Source organism: Lutibacter sp. (assembly GCF_041555395.1).
In the GTDB taxonomy this organism is placed as follows: Bacteria; Bacteroidota; Bacteroidia; order Flavobacteriales; family Flavobacteriaceae; genus Lutibacter.
Genome location: NZ_JBFFKM010000019.1, coordinates 1 through 16,524 on the forward strand (window position 1 = coordinate 1; position 16,524 = coordinate 16,524).

Genomic DNA, 16,524 nt, shown 5'->3' on the forward strand with positions numbered 1-16,524 from the left:
GATTTGGCAAAGATTGAAAGTGGAAAAATGGAACTGCAATTGGAACAATCTGATATCATACCATTCATAAAATATTTATGTGAAAGTTTTAATTCTTTAGCTGAAGAAAACCAAGTCAGTCTTACTATATATTCTGAAATAGACACATTAATAATGGATTTCGATGCAAATAAACTAACATCTGTTATTTCAAATTTGCTTTCAAATGCGACTAAGTTTACTCCTGAGTACGGTAAAATAATAGTGCATATTAAAGAAATTAAACAAAAAGAGAAGAACTATTTATTCATAAAAATAAAAGACAGCGGTATAGGTATCTCCAATGAAGAACTCCCCTATATTTTTAATAGGTTCTATCAAGCAGACGCAACAACAATTCGAAAAAATGAAGGTGCGGGAATCGGTTTGGCATTAACAAAAGAACTCGTAGAGGTGATGAATGGAACTATAAAAGTTAAAAGCACACTCAATAAAGGAAGTGCGTTTAGCATCATGTTACCTGTGACAAGAAAATCTCCTGTTTCAAAAAATATAGAAATTAATAATTTATCTCATTCTTACTTATCCCATTCATCATCAATCCATACTGAACAAACTCCTGAAATAAATTCTGAATTGCCATTGGTTCTTATCATTGAGGATAATATGGATGTCGCATTCTATTTAAAAACATGCCTTTTAAATAAGTATGAAACTATCCATGCAGCAAACGGCATTGTAGGTATTGAAATGGCTTTGGAAAAAATACCAGATATTATTATCTGTGATGTAATGATGCCTGGAAAAGACGGATTTGACGTATGTGCAACGCTTAAATCTGATGAACGTTCAGACCATATTCCAATTATAATATTAACCGCCAAAGTAACTATAGAAGATCGGCTAACTGGATTGTCTCATGGTGCAGACGCTTATTTAGCAAAACCATTTAATAAAGAAGAATTATTTACACGATTAGATCAATTAGTTATATTAAGAAAAAAATTAATAAGTAAAATTCATAAAGATGGGTTTAATACTTTATTAAAAAACCGCACCAAAAATCCAAAATTACAATTCCTTCAAAAAGTTGTAAAAATAATCCATAAAAATATAGACAACTCAAAATTTGGATCTGCATACCTAGCTAAAAATTTACTTATAAGTGATTCTCAAATATATAGAAAAATAAAGGCTATTACAGGGAAATCTACAGCCGTCTTTATCCGTTCAATTCGTTTAAAATACGCAAAAGAATTGCTCTCAAATACAGACAAGACAGTTTCAGAAGTAGCCTACGAGGCTGGCTTTAACGACCCATCTTGGTTTAGTCGCACTTATAAGGATGAATTTGGTGTTTCTCCAAGTTCATCGTCTAAATAAGGCATTACAAAATTCTTTTCACCTAAATCTATCCTGTTTTTCTCTAATAGGGCAATTATTCTTTAATATTTCAGAAATACTCCTAGTCTTTGAATAAATAGTACATGCCATATTAAAGATATTGTAATAATCTTGTAGTGTACTTAATTACAGTTTTTTTAGTAAAAACGAAGCAACTATTAGGGCGTTTGTTTCAACAGTCACAAAAGATTTATAATTCAAACAATAGAATATTTTATTTAACTTAAAAAAAAACAATTATGAAAACAAAACAAGTATTAACAGTACTGATTACATCCCTATTTATTTTATATGGGTGTTCGAATAATGATGCCAGTGTTGAAGGATCAGAATTGGCTTCTAAAAGCGCATCTTTATCCAAGAGCGCATCTGAATCCCACGGTTCATCTGAAATTCACCGGGCATATCCAAAAGAAGAAGCAGAGGTCTTAGCAACTTTTGTGGACATTGCAACAAATATTACACTCGGAGCAGGACTTGGGGCTGATACCGAATTTATGAACCAACTTATCTCTTTTCATGATTATGAGGGATACACGTTTACCGAATTCAACTACGATTTTAATGGTGTGGGACATTCTTACACTGCTGCGGAAAATGAAGCTACTGAACGTACGCTTTTTGGTACTATGGTAAACCCAGAAGGAGTACAGAAATTTGCCGCTGTCCCTGGAACTTTGAAAATTGCTGTATATTATGGAAATGTAGCTAATTTAACCTTTATCTCAGATTTTGAACTGAAGATGAATCCGGATAACCCAGATGAAATTACTCCAATCAATAATCTAATTACTTTGTTATTTGTTAAAACAAATGGTGATTGGAAATTGGTTCACGAGCATCATTCTCCTGTGCATGTTGGAGCATCAACAGAGGGCACAACTTCCTATCCTTCTGAACAAGCTGACCTAAGTTCAACAGCACAGAAAGAGGTCTTAGCAACTTTTGGGGCCATTGGAGCAAGTATAATGGAAAATTCTGGAACAGGACCCGAAAATATGGATGAACTTATCTCTTTTCATGCCTATGGAAAAAAGTTTACTGAATTCAACTACGATGGTGGGGGTAATGGATATTCTTTCAATAGTGAGGACAATGAAGCTAATGAACGCGATTTTTTTGGTAAAAACACAGTTACTCAATTTGCAGCTAAAGCTAATACTGTGAATATTGTTGTATATCATGAGAATGTAGCTAATGTAACCTTTATCTCAGATTTTGTAGTGGATATTAAAGACGGACCAGTAGGTTATAAAGTAAATAACCTAATTACTTTGTTATTTGTTAAAACAAAGGGTGAATGGAAATTGGTTCACGAACATCATTCTCCTGAAAATCTACCAGTAATCTAAACATTAAAACGCAAAACCATTATGGTTATAATCCGCAATGGTTTTGCATACTATAGGTTTTGTCATTATCTATTAATCTAAGACACAAAAAATCCACTCAAGAAATTGAGTGGATTTTTTGTACTTAAAATTCTACTTTTCATTTACAATATCGTTTATTTTTATTCGATTGGAAATGCTAATATAAACCTGCTGTGCCGAACATGTTTATTATTTTACCAACTACTTATAATGAAATTTTGTGATTAAAGTATCAAGAACAATTGCCGATTTAGAAGGCGTTGCAGAAATTTCAACAGCACACATTTCTGAAGCTATTCAATACCGAAGTTTAGACAGAGAAGGCTGGCTGGGATAATAATTTTAAAATACCATTGATAAATGTTAAAAGAAAATGTTTTCGGCTTTAATGAAACGCCGAAGAATTATTAAAACAGCCATAAAATTAAAAAAGGGGGAATTTCCCCTTTTTTAAAGGGCTATTCCCCCTTAATTTTTTCAAATTTTCACCTTATTTTTGACTTAACGAAAAAGAAAAACACATTATTTTTTTTAATTATGGGAAATTGCTAAAAAAAGCCTCTCAAATTTGAGAGGCTTTTCTAGTTACAAAAATAACCAATATTAATATCTGTAATAATCAGGTTTATAAGGCCCTTCAACATTTACACCAATATATTTCGCTTGATCTTCTCGCAAAGTTTCCAATTCAACACCAATTTTAGCCAAGTGTAAACGAGCCACTTTTTCATCTAAATGCTTAGGCAACATATACACTTCATTTTTATAAGCCTCTCTGTTGTTCCACAATTCCAATTGTGCCAATGTTTGATTTGTGAATGAATTACTCATCACAAAACTTGGATGGCCGGTTGCACAACCCAAATTCACCAAACGGCCTTCCGCCAATATCAAAATCTCGTTTTTACCAATCGTATATTTATCAACCTGAGGTTTAATTTCAACTTTGGTATGTCCATAATTTTTATTCAACCAGGCCATATCCAGTTCATTATCAAAATGTCCAATGTTACAAACCACTGTTTTGTCTTTCATTTTCTCAAAATGACGAGATTGAACGATGTCTTTATTTCCTGTTGTTGTAATAACGATATCCGCATTTCCAACAACAGTATCTAATTTTTTCACTTCAAATCCGTCCATAGCAGCTTGTAATGCACAAATAGGGTCAATTTCAGTAATTGTTACGATAGAACCTGCACCTCTAAATGAAGCTGCTGTTCCTTTACCAACATCGCCATAACCGCAAACAACCACGCGTCTTCCTGCCAACATTAAATCTGTTGCTCTGCGAATAGCATCAACAGCACTTTCTCTGCACCCGTATTTATTATCGAATTTAGATTTAGTAACAGAATCATTTACATTTATTGCAGGCATTGGCAATGTTCCTGCTTTCACCCTGTCATATAAACGGTGTACACCCGTTGTTGTTTCTTCGCTTAAACCATTAATTCCAGCAGCCAATTCAGGGTATCTGTCCAACACCATATTGGTTAAATCACCACCATCATCTAAAATTAAATTCAACGGTTTTCTGTCTTCCCCAAAAAATAATGTCTGTTCAATACACCAATCAAACTCTTCTTCATTGAGTCCTTTCCACGCATAGACGGAAACTCCTGCAGCAGCAATTGCAGCAGCAGCCTGATCTTGCGTTGAAAATATATTGCAAGAACTCCAAGTCACCTCAGCGCCCAATTCAACCAATGTTTCAATTAAAACCGCTGTTTGAATGGTCATATGTAAACAACCTGCAATTCGCGCACCTTTTAAAGGGTTTTTGCCTTTAAATTCTTCTCTTAAACTCATTAGCCCAGGCATTTCTGCTTCAGCCAATTGAATTTCTTTACGTCCCCATTCAGCAAGATTGATGTCTTTTACTTTATATTTTACGTAAGTTGATGTTGATGTACTCATATTTCTTAAATTTGTTTTTATTTTAAACAACTAAAACAAGTTGTTTAATGAATGTGCAAAAGTACAAAATACCTTTTAAATTATAAATGCCTTTATTCAAAACTATAAAACCAAATAAACATACCACCATTTACGTGTGGAAAATTGAAGAATCTTTGAGCAATTTGTCCAAAAACATGCCATTGACGGAAAGAAGCGAAAAAAGGTTGCTTTCCATGAAATCTGAACTTCATCAATGCGGATTTTTAAGTGTGCGACATTTGTTGAAAACAGCAGGATATACGGACTTTGACTTATATTATAACGGGAATGGAAAACCGCATTTAACTGACGACAAACACATTTCCATCACACATTCCTTCACTTTTTCGGCCATTGCAATCAGTGATGCAGCAATTGGAATAGACATTGAAAAAAACAGGGAAAAAATTAAAATCATCCAACATCGATTTGTCAATTTTGAAAGAGGATTCATCCATAAAGATGATGATTATATTGAACAACTTACCGTAATTTGGGGTGCAAAAGAATCTTTGTACAAAATTTATCCATTTGGCGGATTGACCTTTAAAAATGATATTGATATTAACTCATTTCAAATAGCCGATAAAAAAACTACTGGTTATATCAAGGTTGAAGGCTGGAATAAAAATTATGATATTAGGTTTGAACAACTTGGTGGATTTACCTTGGTTTATGCTTTAGACAATTCAGAAAATGATTAAAAACATTTTAAAATTCATCCAAGAAGCAGCCATTAAAAAAGAAAAATTGCTGGCTATCTTATTAGATCCCGATAAAACTGCTTTAGAAGAACTGCCTGAAATTTCTTCAAGAATCAACAATTTAAATGCGAATTTTATTTTTGTAGGCGGAAGTTTTGTTGAAAACGGCATTACCGATTTGTTCGTAAAAACGCTGAAGAAACTCGCAAATTTACCTATTGTTCTTTTTCCGGGAGATTTTTCACAACTCACCAATCATGCAAATGCATTGTTGTTTTTATCATTGCTTTCAGGAAGAAATCCTGAATATTTAATTGAACAACAAATTAAATCGGTTCCTTTTTTAAAAAATTCAACCTTAGAAATTATTCCGACAGGCTATATTTTAATTGATGGAGGAACAAATTCATCTGTATTAAAAATTAGCAACACAATTCCAATTCCCCAAGAAAACATAACATTGGCAGTAAATACCGCAGTTGCAGGAATGTACAAAGGCAAACAACTCATTTATTTAGAAGCGGGCAGCGGTGCTGTTAATCCGGTAAACGGCCAAATTATAGCAAGCGTAAAACAACATATTTCAATTCCACTCATTGTTGGGGGAGGCATAAAAACCAAAAAACAATTAAACGACGCCTATAAAAATGGCGCCGATTTGGTGGTTGTTGGCACTGCTTTTGAAAACACTAACACTTTCAAATTTTAGCCAATGCATGATGTCCTAAACTTTTTCACAGAACCTTATCAATCGGAAAGCACCTTAAATATTTTACTCGAGTTTATTGCTGCCATTTTTGGTGTGTTAAGTGTTTTTTATGCTAAAAAAGAAAATATTCTGGTGTTTCCAACTGGTATTATAAGTACTGTAATTTATGTTTATCTTTTATCCAAATGGAATTTATACGGCGATTTAATAATAAACATTTATTACACTTTAATGAGTGTTTACGGCTGGTATATGTGGAGCAGAATTGTGGATAACAAACAACATCATTTACCAGTTTCAACAACAAACAGCATTGATAAATTAAAAACTTTTGGTATTTTTTTATTCACTTCCATTTTTGTAATTGCCGTTTACCGGCATTTTAATGTGATGCCGAATCATTTGAATTTTACGGGAAGTATTGATTATGCTTTGACTAACTTAACTGCTGGAAATTTAGAAGATTTCAGAAAAATAACACCTTTTTTAGATACTTTTACTACGGGAATCTTTTTTGCCGGAATGTGGTTAATGGCCAATAAAAAAATTGAAAATTGGTTGTTTTGGATTGCAGGCAATGTGGTTTCAATTCCGTTGTATTTTGTTAAAGGATACGGTTTTACAGGAATTCAATACGCCATATTTTTAATTTTGGCTTTTCAAGGATACAATGCATGGAAGAAAAACTTAAACAAACAAACATAAATATTGTAAAAGTGGTGCTTTTTGGACCTGAAAGCTCCGGAAAAACAACACTTTCCAAACTTCTGGCCCGTCATTATAACACGGTTTGGGTTCCTGAATATGCGCGAGATTATTTGCAAAACAAATGGAATAATGAGCGAAAAACCTGCGAAAATTCTGACATGATACCCATTGCTGAGGGACAAATGAAATTAGAAAACGAATTGGCTCAAAAGGCTGATAAAATATTAATTTGCGATACCGATTTACTGGAAACAAAAGTGTATTCTGAAGCATTTTATGGTGGTTTTGTGCATCCGGATCTGCAAAATGCCGCATTACAAAATACTTACGATTTATATCTATTAACCTACATTGACGCACCTTGGAAAAAAGACGATTTAAGAGATCGGCCAGAACAACGCAAAGAAATGTTTGATGCCTTTGAAAATGCCTTAAAAAAGCACCATCGGCCTTATATTTTATTGAAAGGCGAAAAAAAAGAGAGACTTGAAATTGCCATCCGTGAAATTGATAAAATTCTAAAATCGCGGTCAGATTTACACCGATTCTTGGGCAAATAATTCATTAAAAACAAAAAAATGAATACCGAATTGATCATTAAGGAATTGAAGTTTAAAGCAATTCGTAGCAGCGGTGCAGGCGGACAGCATGTGAATAAAGTTTCCTCAAAAATAGAATTGACATTTGATTTACAGAATTCAGAAAGTTTTACTGAGGAAGAAAAAACATTGCTGATTCAAAAACTAAAAAATAAACTTACCAAAGACAATATATTGCTGCTTCAATGCGATGAGCGTCGAAGCCAGCACAAAAATAAAGAAATTGCCATAGATCGATTTCTAAAAATTATTGCCGACGGATTGAAAGTTCAAAAACCACGAAAAGCGACAAAACCAAGTAAATCAAGTATTCATAAACGTTTGGATAAAAAGAAAAAACAAGCCTTCAAAAAAGCATTCAGAAAAAGACCTGAAATTTAAAATTGACCTAATTTCTTTTTGCTCTATTGTTTTAATTATAATAACGCCAACCAATTTTTCAATGCCTGAATGCCCTCAATTATCTTAGGGCAGTCTCTTTCCAAATTAAAGTCTTTTTTTTGAAGAGGATCCTCAAAATCCACATAAGACAATCGAACTGTTAAATGGTTTTCTTCCATTCCAAAGGCAGAACCCGGAAGCAATGCAACACCTGTTTCAGACAAAATCTTATTGCACAACTCATTAGATGTATTAATTCCAAGTTTTCCAAGCCTTTCAACATAATTTGAAAAATCAGGGAATAAGTAAAACCCACCTTCAGGAGGATACAATTTAATGTCAGACTGAACCAATTCAGTATAACAATAATTGCCAACTTCCTCTAATATATGACATTGCCGCTTAGCAAATTCCTGAGCCTTTTCAACATTTCCATAGGCAACTTTAGCCGCCATTTGAATTGGTGTTGCGGCACAGGAATAGGTCTCAGAAGCAATCCCAATGAGGGCCTTTTTAAATTCATCCTCAATTCCTTCGTAAAGCAATGCAACACCAAGTCGCCAACCTCCTGCTCCACACCATTTTGACAAACCGGTTGTTGTAATTGTTTTTTCAGGATAAAAATTCGCAAAAGAATGATGCTCTTGATTATGGGTAAGTAACCCATAAATCTCATCAGAAATCACTAAAATATTTAATTCACGGGCTTTCTTCGCAATTTGCATCACTTCCGCTTTTGTATAGGTAAGTCCGTCTGGATTCCCCGGATAATTTAATATCATTATAGAGACTTCATGTTCCTTTTTAGCATAAGCATGCTCCATTGATTCAGGAGTTACTCTCCACCTTTTGGCAAAAGAAGTTTCAATAGGAATTATGTTATGCCCCGCCAATTTGGCTTGCGGTGCGTAAGAAACCCAAGCAGGCGCAGGAATAAAAACATCTGCTTCCTTAAAACTCAACAGTATGCTGTAAATCAAAATTTTAGACCCAGGTGCTATCATAACATTACCGGCAGCCACTTTCAATCCATTTACTTGAAAATGAAAGTCGGCAATAAGCTGTCTCAATTCCGGGTCTCCCTGGACCGAGCTGTATTCTTTGCGGTGAACATTTGCTTTCAATGCTTCCATAACTTGAACTGGAGGCAAAAATGGAGATTGTCCAAATCCAAATTTGAATATCTTTTTTTGCAGACTCTCAAGATTTTTAGATTGATTATTTATCAGTAAAGTTTGTGACTCCTCTATTTTTCGAAAAATACTCATCGATTTCTTTTAAATTAAATATATAAACTCATATTGGTGATGTAATTTCCGAATGTACAAATACTATTGGTGTAATTATCAAAATTCTGAAAATGATCGCAATATCATCAAAAAGAATGTATCGATCTTTACCAACAGGTCAGGCTTTTCATTTCAACTTTTTTTTCGAAGAAAAACCTCAAAAAACCATTTCAGCAGCAATAATTACACTTCAGCAATATAATTTTAATAATTTACGATTAATTATAAAATAATAATTTTTAAATAAACTAGTTTAAAATTACCAATAATTAAATATATTTGCAGCATCTCAAAAGGGGTGCCTATAACGGCTGAGATCAAACCCATTGAACCTGAACAGGTAATGCTGTTAAGGGAAGTCAAGCGAAAAAATCGCAGGGACATTAAAATAATTATTCATAACATCGATTAATTACCTCTTTTTAAATCGTTTTATTTTAAAAAAAATGAAACAATATTTAAAATTGAAACTTAAAAAAGTGACGTTAGCAGTAACTTTTTTAATCATTGCATTTTCTATCAATGCAAACGCACAAGAACTTTTTACACTCTCTGGAAAAGTAAATGACGGCAGTAGTCCGCTCGCAGATGCAAGTGTTATCATAAAAGGAACTTCTGAAGGGACTACGACAAATTTTGACGGAAATTTTTCCTTTATTTTAAAAAAAGGCACTTATGTTCTAGTTATAAGTGCCATTAGCCAACCTAAAGAAGTGAAAGTTATTCTAAAGGAAAACACTTTTATTGCTATAGATATGTCAGATAGTTTTGTGAATCTTGAAGAAATATTGGTTTCAGCAGTTCGCGTAAAAGCAACATCGCCCGTCACACATAGCAATGTAACAAAAGAAGATTTAGAGAAACGTAATTTGGGACAAGATATTCCAATTCTTCTGAATTATTTGCCTTCTGTAGTTACCACATCCGACGCTGGAGCAGGCGTTGGATACACAGGAATAAGGGTTCGTGGCAGCGATGCAACACGTGTAAACATAACCATCAACGGAATTCCTTATAACGATGCTGAAAGTCAAGGAACTTATTGGGTAAACATGCCCGATTTCACTTCTTCAACAGAAAGTTTGCAGTTACAACGCGGCGTTGGAACTTCAACAAATGGTTCAGGCGCTTTTGGCGCCAGCTTAAACCTGTTGACCGATGCTATTTCAGAAAATCCTTATGGAGAAATAAGCAGTTCTTTCGGTTCCTACAATACTAAAAAACATACGGTGAAATTCAGTACCGGAAAAATTAATGACCATATAGAATTTGCTGGACGTTTATCGAAAATAGATTCAGACGGGTACATTGACCGCGCTTGGTCTGACCTGAAATCCTATTTTTTACAAGCTTCTTATGTTGATGACAATACCCTTCTAAAAGCATTGACTTTTGGCGGTCATGAAAAAACGTATCAGGCCTGGTATGGCGTTACTAAGGATGAAATGGAAACTTTAGGCAGAACCTACAATCCGTATTTCTACGAAAATGAAATTGACAATTACAAGCAAGATCATTATCAATTGCATTGGAATGAAAAATTATCAGAAAACTGGTCCACTAATGTTGGGTTAAATTACACCAAAGGCAGCGGCTATTTTGAGCAGTTTAAGGAAGGTGAAAATTTTGCAGATTATTTATTGACCCCAATTACTCTTGGCGGTGAAACTATTGACCAAACCGATTTAATTAGAAGACGTTGGCTGGACAATGATTTTTATGTAGTTAATGCAAATGCCACTTACAAAAATGATGATGTTGAGTTTATCTTTGGAACCTCCTACAGCAACTATAAAGGAAATCATTTTGGAGAAATTATCTGGGCTGAATTTGCCAGTAATTCAGAGATAAGAGATCATTATTATGAAAGCAACACTAAAAAAAATGATGTCAATATTTTTGGAAAATTGACCTATAATTTGAATGATTCCTGGACACTTTTTACCGATTTACAAGGTAGATTTGTGAAGTTTGACACAGAAGGATTGACATCTGACAGAACTCCAATTAACGTTGATGATAACTATTCATTTTTTAATCCGAAAGCCGGATTGACATTTGAGGCAAATACCAACAACAGTTTCTATTTATCGTATGCAAAAGCAAATAGAGAACCAAATCGCAACGATTTTGAAAATGGCATTTTCACTTCAGAAAAATTAAATGATTTTGAACTGGGCTGGCGTATTAAAAATGAATCTATTAAAATAAACAGCAATATTTATTATATGTTTTATAAAGATCAGCTGGTTTTAACCGGAGCAATTGACGATACCGGATCTCCAATAAGAGCTACCAGCGGAAAAAGTTACCGACTTGGTTTGGAAATTGATGCCCAAATTAAATTCGCCGATAAATTTTCAATTCAGCCGAATATTGCCATCAGCAGCAATAAAAATGTTGATTTTTTAACTTCCTGGAATGGCGAATTGGTTGATTTGGGAAATACCGACATCGCATTTTCTCCAAATTTAATTATTGGAAATTCCTTTGTGTTTCAGCCTAATGACAAAATGCAATTCTCCTTATTATCTAAATATGTTGGAGAACAATATATGGGGAATATTGACAATGCAAACTCAAAACTGGAAAGCTATTTTGTTAACGATTTTAATGTTTCTTATGAAATTAAACCGAAAAAAATAGTTAAATCAATTGTATTAAATGTTTTGGTAAACAATATTTTTAATATAGAATATATATCAAACGGTTATTATTATACCTATGATGATACCTGGTCAAATCCAAATCAAAGCACAACTTTAGATGGTGCCGGTTATTATCCGCAAGCCACAAGAAACTTTTTAGTAGGAGCGACATTTAAATTTTAAACAAATATCAATCATAATCCTTGATCATTTGTAAACGAAAAATCCCGAGGCAATAAATTGCCTTAGGATTTTTCTGTTTAATAAAGTTATTTCCGTTATTCTTCTGAAGTGTTCAAATTTACAAGAACTTCATGAATGCCTTCTATGGCTATAATATCCTATTTTTTAAAAGCAATGCTCCAAATCCCTCTTAATTCACCTTCTAAATATCCTACAGCCTTGTCATTAGGATAAAGCGATTTGATAATTGAATCCGTTTTTACAGTCACAAATTCTTTAACTATTCCGTGACAGACCAAACAATTTGCTTTCACTGTAATCGGCGCATAAAAATGTTTGTTATTATTGCTGTCCATTTCTACAATTGGTGCAATTTCTTTATGTTCTGAAATTAGTTTCTGGTAACTGTCAATAATTTTAGACTCTCTTTCTGAAGGTTTATTTTTTTGATTTCTTAATTTATCAGAAGTTCGTTTTATGGTAACATTATATTTTTCAGACAATTGTTTTGTAAGTGGCAAAGCTTCAACATTACAAAAGGGGATTGCTTTAGCAGCGCCTCCCGTTTTCATTTGTTCTGTCAATTTTTCGCTTAAAGCATTAAATGAAGCTTGAACAATTTCCTTTCCTTTATCAGAATATTCTTGCTTTTCTTCAGGAGTCAAAGAATGATTACATGATATAAATCCTGTAAAAATCAGAAATATGAAGAAATTTTTCATGGTAATTATTTTATGACCTCATTGTTGTTTTTTACCCAATTTAGGATTCCACCTTCCAAATCATATATTTGTTTAAATCCCGAATCTGATATTTTTTTCGAAGCCTGACCTGATCTATTTCCTGATTTGCAATAAATAAATACTGGCTCATCTTTTTTGTATTTAGAAATTTGTTCTAAAAAAGTAGCATCAAAAAAGTTAATATTTACAGCACCTTCAATATGGCCTTCACTAAATTCCTGAGGTGTTCTTACATCAATAATTGTATTATTTACTGCCTTTTCTTTAAATTCAGTTGGTGAAATAACGCTTATTGAATCAGTTTGTGATTGTGATTTGGTATTGCAGCTTATGCCTAAAACAGCCACAAATAATAAAATAGTAAGTTTTAATGTAGTTTTCATGTGTTCTTGATTTTTTTTTAAAAGTAAATTTACAAATAAATATTTGCAGTAACCAAAGTTACCTTATATAATAAAAATGGGAAGTAAAAAACTTCCCATTCATATTTATAGTTAAAAAAATATTTACAATAAAGTTGTTGGGCAAACATACTCCGTAAGTTTAGCGCCAGTATCTTTAATATCCTTAAATCCACCCCTTACATCTGTTACGTTTTTAACACCATTTGCCTGAAAAATTGAAGCGGCAATAAGTGAACGATATCCACTGGCACAATGTAAAAAGTATTCTTTATCAGGTTTTATTTCCGCAAAACTTGAATGAATAAAATCTAAAGGATAATTTTCAACCCCCACAACATGCTCTGAAAGATATTCAGATTCTTTTCGAACATCAAGTGCCACTTCAATGCTTCCTTCCTCTAATTTATTGGCAAATTGAGTTGCAGATACAGAGCCAATTTTATCAACTTTAAATCCAGCTGCCAGCCAAGCATGAATTCCACCACGTAAATATCCGAGGATATTATCATAGCCAACACGCGAAAACCGAGTTACAACTTCGTGTTCTCTTCCACCTTCTGCAATAAAAATTATTTTCTGATTTATATTTTTAATTAAACTTCCTACCCAAGGCGCAAAATTTCCGTCAACACCTATATACCATGCTCCCGGAACGGTTCCTTCTTCCGCATAATCATCTTTGGAGCGTGTATCTACCACTAAAATATCTCCGCGTTCACTCATTTCCTTAAAAGTAGCTGCATCAATTGGTCTGGTTCCTTTTGCTAAAACCTCATCAATACTTATATTTATTCCTTTATTCATACGAACATTGTTCCCAAAGTATTGTGGGGGTGGTTTTAAACCTGTGGTAACTTCAACAATAAATTCTTCTTTTGTCATATCCGCTCTAAGCGCATAATTTGTTTTCTTTTGATTTCCTAAAGTGTCAAAAGTTTCTGAACTCATGTTTTTACCACACGCGGATCCTGCTCCATGATTGGGATATACAATGATATCATCAGGAAGCGTCATTATTTTATTTCGCAAAGAGTCGAATAAATGTCCTGCTAAATCTTCTTGTGTTAATTTTCCTGATTTAACTGCTAAATCCGGTCGACCAACATCTCCAATAAATAAACAATCTCCAGTACATACATAGGGCGTATTGCCTTTTTCATCTGTAATTAAATATGAAGAAGATTCCATTGTGTGACCTGGTGTGTGTAACAATGTGATTTTTCCATTACCTAATTTAAATTCTTCGCCATCTTTTCCTTGATGAATTTCATATTGAGGGTCGGCATTTGGTCCAAAAACAATAGTTGCACCTGTTTTTTTAGCTAAATCTACCTGACCAGATACAAAATCGGCATGAAAATGAGTTAAAAATATATATTTTATTTTAGCGCCGTCGGCTTTCGCCATTTCAATATACGGTTCCGTTTCTCTTAAAGGATCAATTATGGCAGCTTCTCCATTCGACTCAATATAATAGGCCATTTCCGCCAAACAGCTTGTAAATAATTGTTCTACTTTCATATTGTTCTATTTTTTTGTTTAAATTCGGTCATATGTAATTCGCATTTTTTCATCGGTGTTTGAATCGTGTTCCGTAATGCTCATTTCATAATCGATTGATTTTTATTTAATTAAAATTACTTCTTGTTTTTCAAAATTACAAGATGCATCATATTTGTTTTGTAATCTTGGTCACTTAATAGAAAATATTCTCAAAAAATTAACTATTTGTCTGTTTTAAATAATCAAAATATTTTTTCCCTGCCGCTTTATTTTTTTCACCCTCTTCAAAAGCATCTACCGCTTCCTGAATACTCAAAAAGCAGTTTTGGTAACTTATTTTTTTCATGATGCCGCTTTTTTCCAACACATCCCTAACTGGCCCTTTCATTCCGGTAAAAGCAATGTCTATATTCATGCTTTTGTATTTGGCAATAACATCACTTAACATATAAACACCAGAGCTGTCTATACTGTTTATACTTTCTCCATCAATAATTAACAATTTTAATTTACCTCCCTTTTCTTTAACTGAGTCTTCCAATTTATCCTTAAAATATTGAACATTTGCAAAGAATAACTGGGCATCAAATCTTACAATTAAAATATCTTCTGAAGTGATTAGAAGTCCCTCAAATCTTTTTATATTCCTATAAAAGTGGGTATCAGGAATTCGCCCCAAAATTGCAATGTGAGGTTTGGCGCTTGTATAAATTAACATGCCTAGGGACAATATAACTCCTATAAAAATACCCTCTTTTATGCCAACAGTGGCTGTAATTAATAGTGTAATATTTAAAATAACCAATTCTCTTTTAGAATACTTAAGCAATTGCTTTGGAACTGTAAAATCCAATAAACCAAAAACCGCAACTATAATGATTGCACCCAACACAGCCTCGGGTAAATAGTAAAAAACAGGTGTAAAAAACAGCAAAGTTAGTCCTACTACTGTACCAGAAATTATGGCCGCCAAAGGTGTTTTGGCTCCTGTCTGATCGTTTACAGCAGTTCTTGAAAACCCCCCTGTTGCAGGATATGTTTGAAAAAAGGAACCCACAATATTACCCATTCCCAGCGCAATTAACTCTTGATTGGGAATCACTTTATAATCATTATGCTTTAATTCAACAGCTTTAGCTACTGAGATTGCCTCTAAAAAAGCAATGAAGGACAGGGTTAGTGCGATTGGAAATAAATCAATAAGTGTTTTCATTTCGAATTCAGGAATTATGAAATTTGGCAATCCTTCAGGAATATCACCAACTATTTTAACACCAATTTGTTCCAAATTAAAAATTTTAACCGCTAAAATTCCTAAAACAACGACCACTAAGGCAGCTGGGATTTTTTTTGAAAATTGTTTAAAATAAACTAAAACCATTATTGAAATTAAGCCAATTGCCAATGTGATTAAATTGGTGTCTTTTATATGCTTAAATGCTTCAAACAAAATACCGTGTATTTTATGCTGCTGAATATTAAACCCTAACAGATGTTTCAATTGACTTAAAGCAATAATTAAAGCTGCTGCAGACGTAAAACCACTAATTACGGGCCTTGATAAAAAATTAACCAAAAATCCCAATTTAAAAAACCCAAACAAAACTTGTAAAACGCCCATCATAAAAGCCAGAAGAATTGCAAATTCAATAAAATGTTCTGTGCCTATTTCTGCCAATGTCGCTACTCCTGAAGCCACAATAAGGGAATCCATAGCCACAGGCCCAACAGACAACTGACGGGAAGTTCCAAAAATAGCATAAACAATTTGTGGAATCATCGCAGTATACAATCCGTAAATTGGCGGTAATCCTGCGATCATTGCATAAGCAATTCCTTGGGGTATCAGCATAATTCCAACAGCTAACCCAGCGCCCAAATCATTTTTAAAAAATTCCCTTTTATAGTTTGGCAACCAATCTAAAATTGGAATAAATTTTTTAATATTCATTCTAA

At 33.4% G+C, this 16,524-nt stretch carries 15 protein-coding genes, 1 pseudogene and 1 riboswitch; of the genes and pseudogenes, 10 read left to right on the forward strand and 6 right to left on the reverse strand.

The features are described from left to right. The 3 genes and pseudogenes from ABY285_RS05895 to ABY285_RS05905 all read left to right on the forward strand — a co-directional run. On the forward strand, positions 1–1,362 hold a 1,362-nt coding region (locus ABY285_RS05895; protein WP_372768013.1), incomplete at its 5' end, for an ATP-binding protein. A 260-nt stretch (positions 1,363–1,622) separates the two neighbouring features. Then, positions 1,623–2,735, forward strand: a complete 1,113-nt coding sequence (locus tag ABY285_RS05900; protein ID WP_372768015.1) for a nuclear transport factor 2 family protein — start codon at positions 1,623–1,625, stop codon at positions 2,733–2,735. A 241-nt stretch (positions 2,736–2,976) separates the two neighbouring features. Beyond that, positions 2,977–3,093 (forward strand): annotated as a pseudogene (locus ABY285_RS05905) (ATP-binding protein); the annotation flags it as partial. 266 nt (positions 3,094–3,359) lie between these two features. Here ABY285_RS05905 and ahcY read toward each other — a convergent pair. After that, positions 3,360–4,676 (reverse strand): adenosylhomocysteinase, encoded by a 1,317-nt coding sequence (gene ahcY, locus ABY285_RS05910; RefSeq protein ID WP_372768017.1) that lies wholly within the window; start codon positions 4,674–4,676, stop codon positions 3,360–3,362. 86 nt (positions 4,677–4,762) lie between these two features. Between ahcY and ABY285_RS05915 the strand changes: the two genes are divergently transcribed. Genes ABY285_RS05915 through arfB form a run of 5 tightly spaced genes read left to right on the forward strand, consistent with a single transcriptional unit; the run spans position 4,763 to position 7,798 of the window. After that, positions 4,763–5,401, forward strand: coding sequence for a 4'-phosphopantetheinyl transferase superfamily protein (locus ABY285_RS05915; RefSeq protein WP_372768019.1), 639 nt, complete (start codon positions 4,763–4,765; stop codon positions 5,399–5,401). Beyond that, a complete protein-coding gene (locus ABY285_RS05920; protein WP_372768021.1) occupies positions 5,394–6,110 on the forward strand; it encodes a geranylgeranylglyceryl/heptaprenylglyceryl phosphate synthase in 717 nt (238 codons plus the stop codon). The genes ABY285_RS05915 and ABY285_RS05920 overlap by 8 nt, the downstream gene beginning before the upstream one ends. A gap of 3 nt (positions 6,111–6,113) precedes the next feature. Continuing rightward, positions 6,114–6,815 (forward strand): nicotinamide riboside transporter PnuC, encoded by a 702-nt coding sequence (gene pnuC, locus ABY285_RS05925; protein WP_372768023.1) that lies wholly within the window; start codon positions 6,114–6,116, stop codon positions 6,813–6,815. After that, on the forward strand, positions 6,785–7,378 hold the full coding sequence (locus ABY285_RS05930; protein ID WP_372768025.1) for an AAA family ATPase: 594 nt from the start codon (positions 6,785–6,787) through the stop codon (positions 7,376–7,378). The genes pnuC and ABY285_RS05930 overlap by 31 nt, the downstream gene beginning before the upstream one ends. 18 nt (positions 7,379–7,396) lie before the next feature. Beyond that, positions 7,397–7,798: an alternative ribosome rescue aminoacyl-tRNA hydrolase ArfB gene (gene arfB / locus ABY285_RS05935; protein ID WP_372768027.1), complete on the forward strand. Its 402-nt coding sequence runs from the start codon at positions 7,397–7,399 to the stop codon at positions 7,796–7,798. A gap of 35 nt (positions 7,799–7,833) precedes the next feature. Here arfB and ABY285_RS05940 read toward each other — a convergent pair whose 3' ends face one another. Next, complete coding sequence (locus tag ABY285_RS05940; RefSeq protein WP_372768029.1) at positions 7,834–9,066, reverse strand: pyridoxal phosphate-dependent aminotransferase; 1,233 nt, start codon at positions 9,064–9,066, stop codon at positions 7,834–7,836. A gap of 92 nt (positions 9,067–9,158) precedes the next feature. On the opposite strand from ABY285_RS05940, the gene ABY285_RS05945 reads away from it, so the two are divergent. Continuing rightward, positions 9,159–9,320, forward strand: a complete 162-nt coding sequence (locus ABY285_RS05945) for a hypothetical protein (protein WP_372768031.1) — start codon at positions 9,159–9,161, stop codon at positions 9,318–9,320. 51 nt (positions 9,321–9,371) lie between these two features. Further along, a riboswitch (TPP riboswitch) is annotated at positions 9,372–9,461 on the forward strand. Positions 9,462–9,533: 72 nt separating this feature from the next. Further along, positions 9,534–11,918: a TonB-dependent receptor gene (locus tag ABY285_RS05950; RefSeq protein ID WP_372768032.1), complete on the forward strand. Its 2,385-nt coding sequence runs from the start codon at positions 9,534–9,536 to the stop codon at positions 11,916–11,918. A gap of 158 nt (positions 11,919–12,076) precedes the next feature. Here ABY285_RS05950 and ABY285_RS05955 read toward each other — a convergent pair whose 3' ends face one another. From ABY285_RS05955 to ABY285_RS05970, 4 genes are all read right to left on the reverse strand, one after another. Then, entirely contained in the window at positions 12,077–12,640 is a 564-nt protein-coding gene (locus tag ABY285_RS05955; protein WP_372768034.1) for a DUF3365 domain-containing protein, read from the reverse strand. Between the two features lie 5 nt (positions 12,641–12,645). Beyond that, a complete protein-coding gene (locus ABY285_RS05960) occupies positions 12,646–13,044 on the reverse strand; it encodes a rhodanese-like domain-containing protein (protein ID WP_372768036.1) in 399 nt (132 codons plus the stop codon). Between the two features lie 123 nt (positions 13,045–13,167). Further along, complete coding sequence (locus ABY285_RS05965) at positions 13,168–14,586, reverse strand: rhodanese-like domain-containing protein (protein WP_372768038.1); 1,419 nt, start codon at positions 14,584–14,586, stop codon at positions 13,168–13,170. A 199-nt stretch (positions 14,587–14,785) separates the two neighbouring features. Beyond that, on the reverse strand, positions 14,786–16,519 hold the full coding sequence (locus tag ABY285_RS05970) for a SulP family inorganic anion transporter (protein ID WP_372768040.1): 1,734 nt from the start codon (positions 16,517–16,519) through the stop codon (positions 14,786–14,788). Positions 16,520–16,524 lie beyond the last annotated feature (5 nt).

What these genes read in the sequence shown, in the direction of transcription:
- ABY285_RS05915 (WP_372768019.1), top strand. Translation starts at nt 4,763, where the DNA reads ATGCCTTTATTCAAAACTATAAAACCAAATAAACATACCACCATTTAC.
- ABY285_RS05930 (WP_372768025.1), top strand. Translation starts at nt 6,785, where the DNA reads ATGGAAGAAAAACTTAAACAAACAAACATAAATATTGTAAAAGTGGTG.
- ahcY (WP_372768017.1), bottom strand. Translation starts at nt 4,676, where the DNA reads ATGAGTACATCAACATCAACTTACGTAAAATATAAAGTAAAAGACATC.
- ABY285_RS05940 (WP_372768029.1), bottom strand. Translation starts at nt 9,066, where the DNA reads ATGAGTATTTTTCGAAAAATAGAGGAGTCACAAACTTTACTGATAAAT.
- ABY285_RS05900 (WP_372768015.1), top strand. Translation starts at nt 1,623, where the DNA reads ATGAAAACAAAACAAGTATTAACAGTACTGATTACATCCCTATTTATT.
- ABY285_RS05955 (WP_372768034.1), bottom strand. Translation starts at nt 12,640, where the DNA reads ATGAAAAATTTCTTCATATTTCTGATTTTTACAGGATTTATATCATGT.
- ABY285_RS05960 (WP_372768036.1), bottom strand. Translation starts at nt 13,044, where the DNA reads ATGAAAACTACATTAAAACTTACTATTTTATTATTTGTGGCTGTTTTA.
- arfB (WP_372768027.1), top strand. Translation starts at nt 7,397, where the DNA reads ATGAATACCGAATTGATCATTAAGGAATTGAAGTTTAAAGCAATTCGT.
- ABY285_RS05920 (WP_372768021.1), top strand. Translation starts at nt 5,394, where the DNA reads ATGATTAAAAACATTTTAAAATTCATCCAAGAAGCAGCCATTAAAAAA.
- ABY285_RS05945 (WP_372768031.1), top strand. Translation starts at nt 9,159, where the DNA reads ATGATCGCAATATCATCAAAAAGAATGTATCGATCTTTACCAACAGGT.
- ABY285_RS05950 (WP_372768032.1), top strand. Translation starts at nt 9,534, where the DNA reads ATGAAACAATATTTAAAATTGAAACTTAAAAAAGTGACGTTAGCAGTA.
- ABY285_RS05965 (WP_372768038.1), bottom strand. Translation starts at nt 14,586, where the DNA reads ATGAAAGTAGAACAATTATTTACAAGCTGTTTGGCGGAAATGGCCTAT.
- pnuC (WP_372768023.1), top strand. Translation starts at nt 6,114, where the DNA reads ATGCATGATGTCCTAAACTTTTTCACAGAACCTTATCAATCGGAAAGC.
- ABY285_RS05970 (WP_372768040.1), bottom strand. Translation starts at nt 16,519, where the DNA reads ATGAATATTAAAAAATTTATTCCAATTTTAGATTGGTTGCCAAACTAT.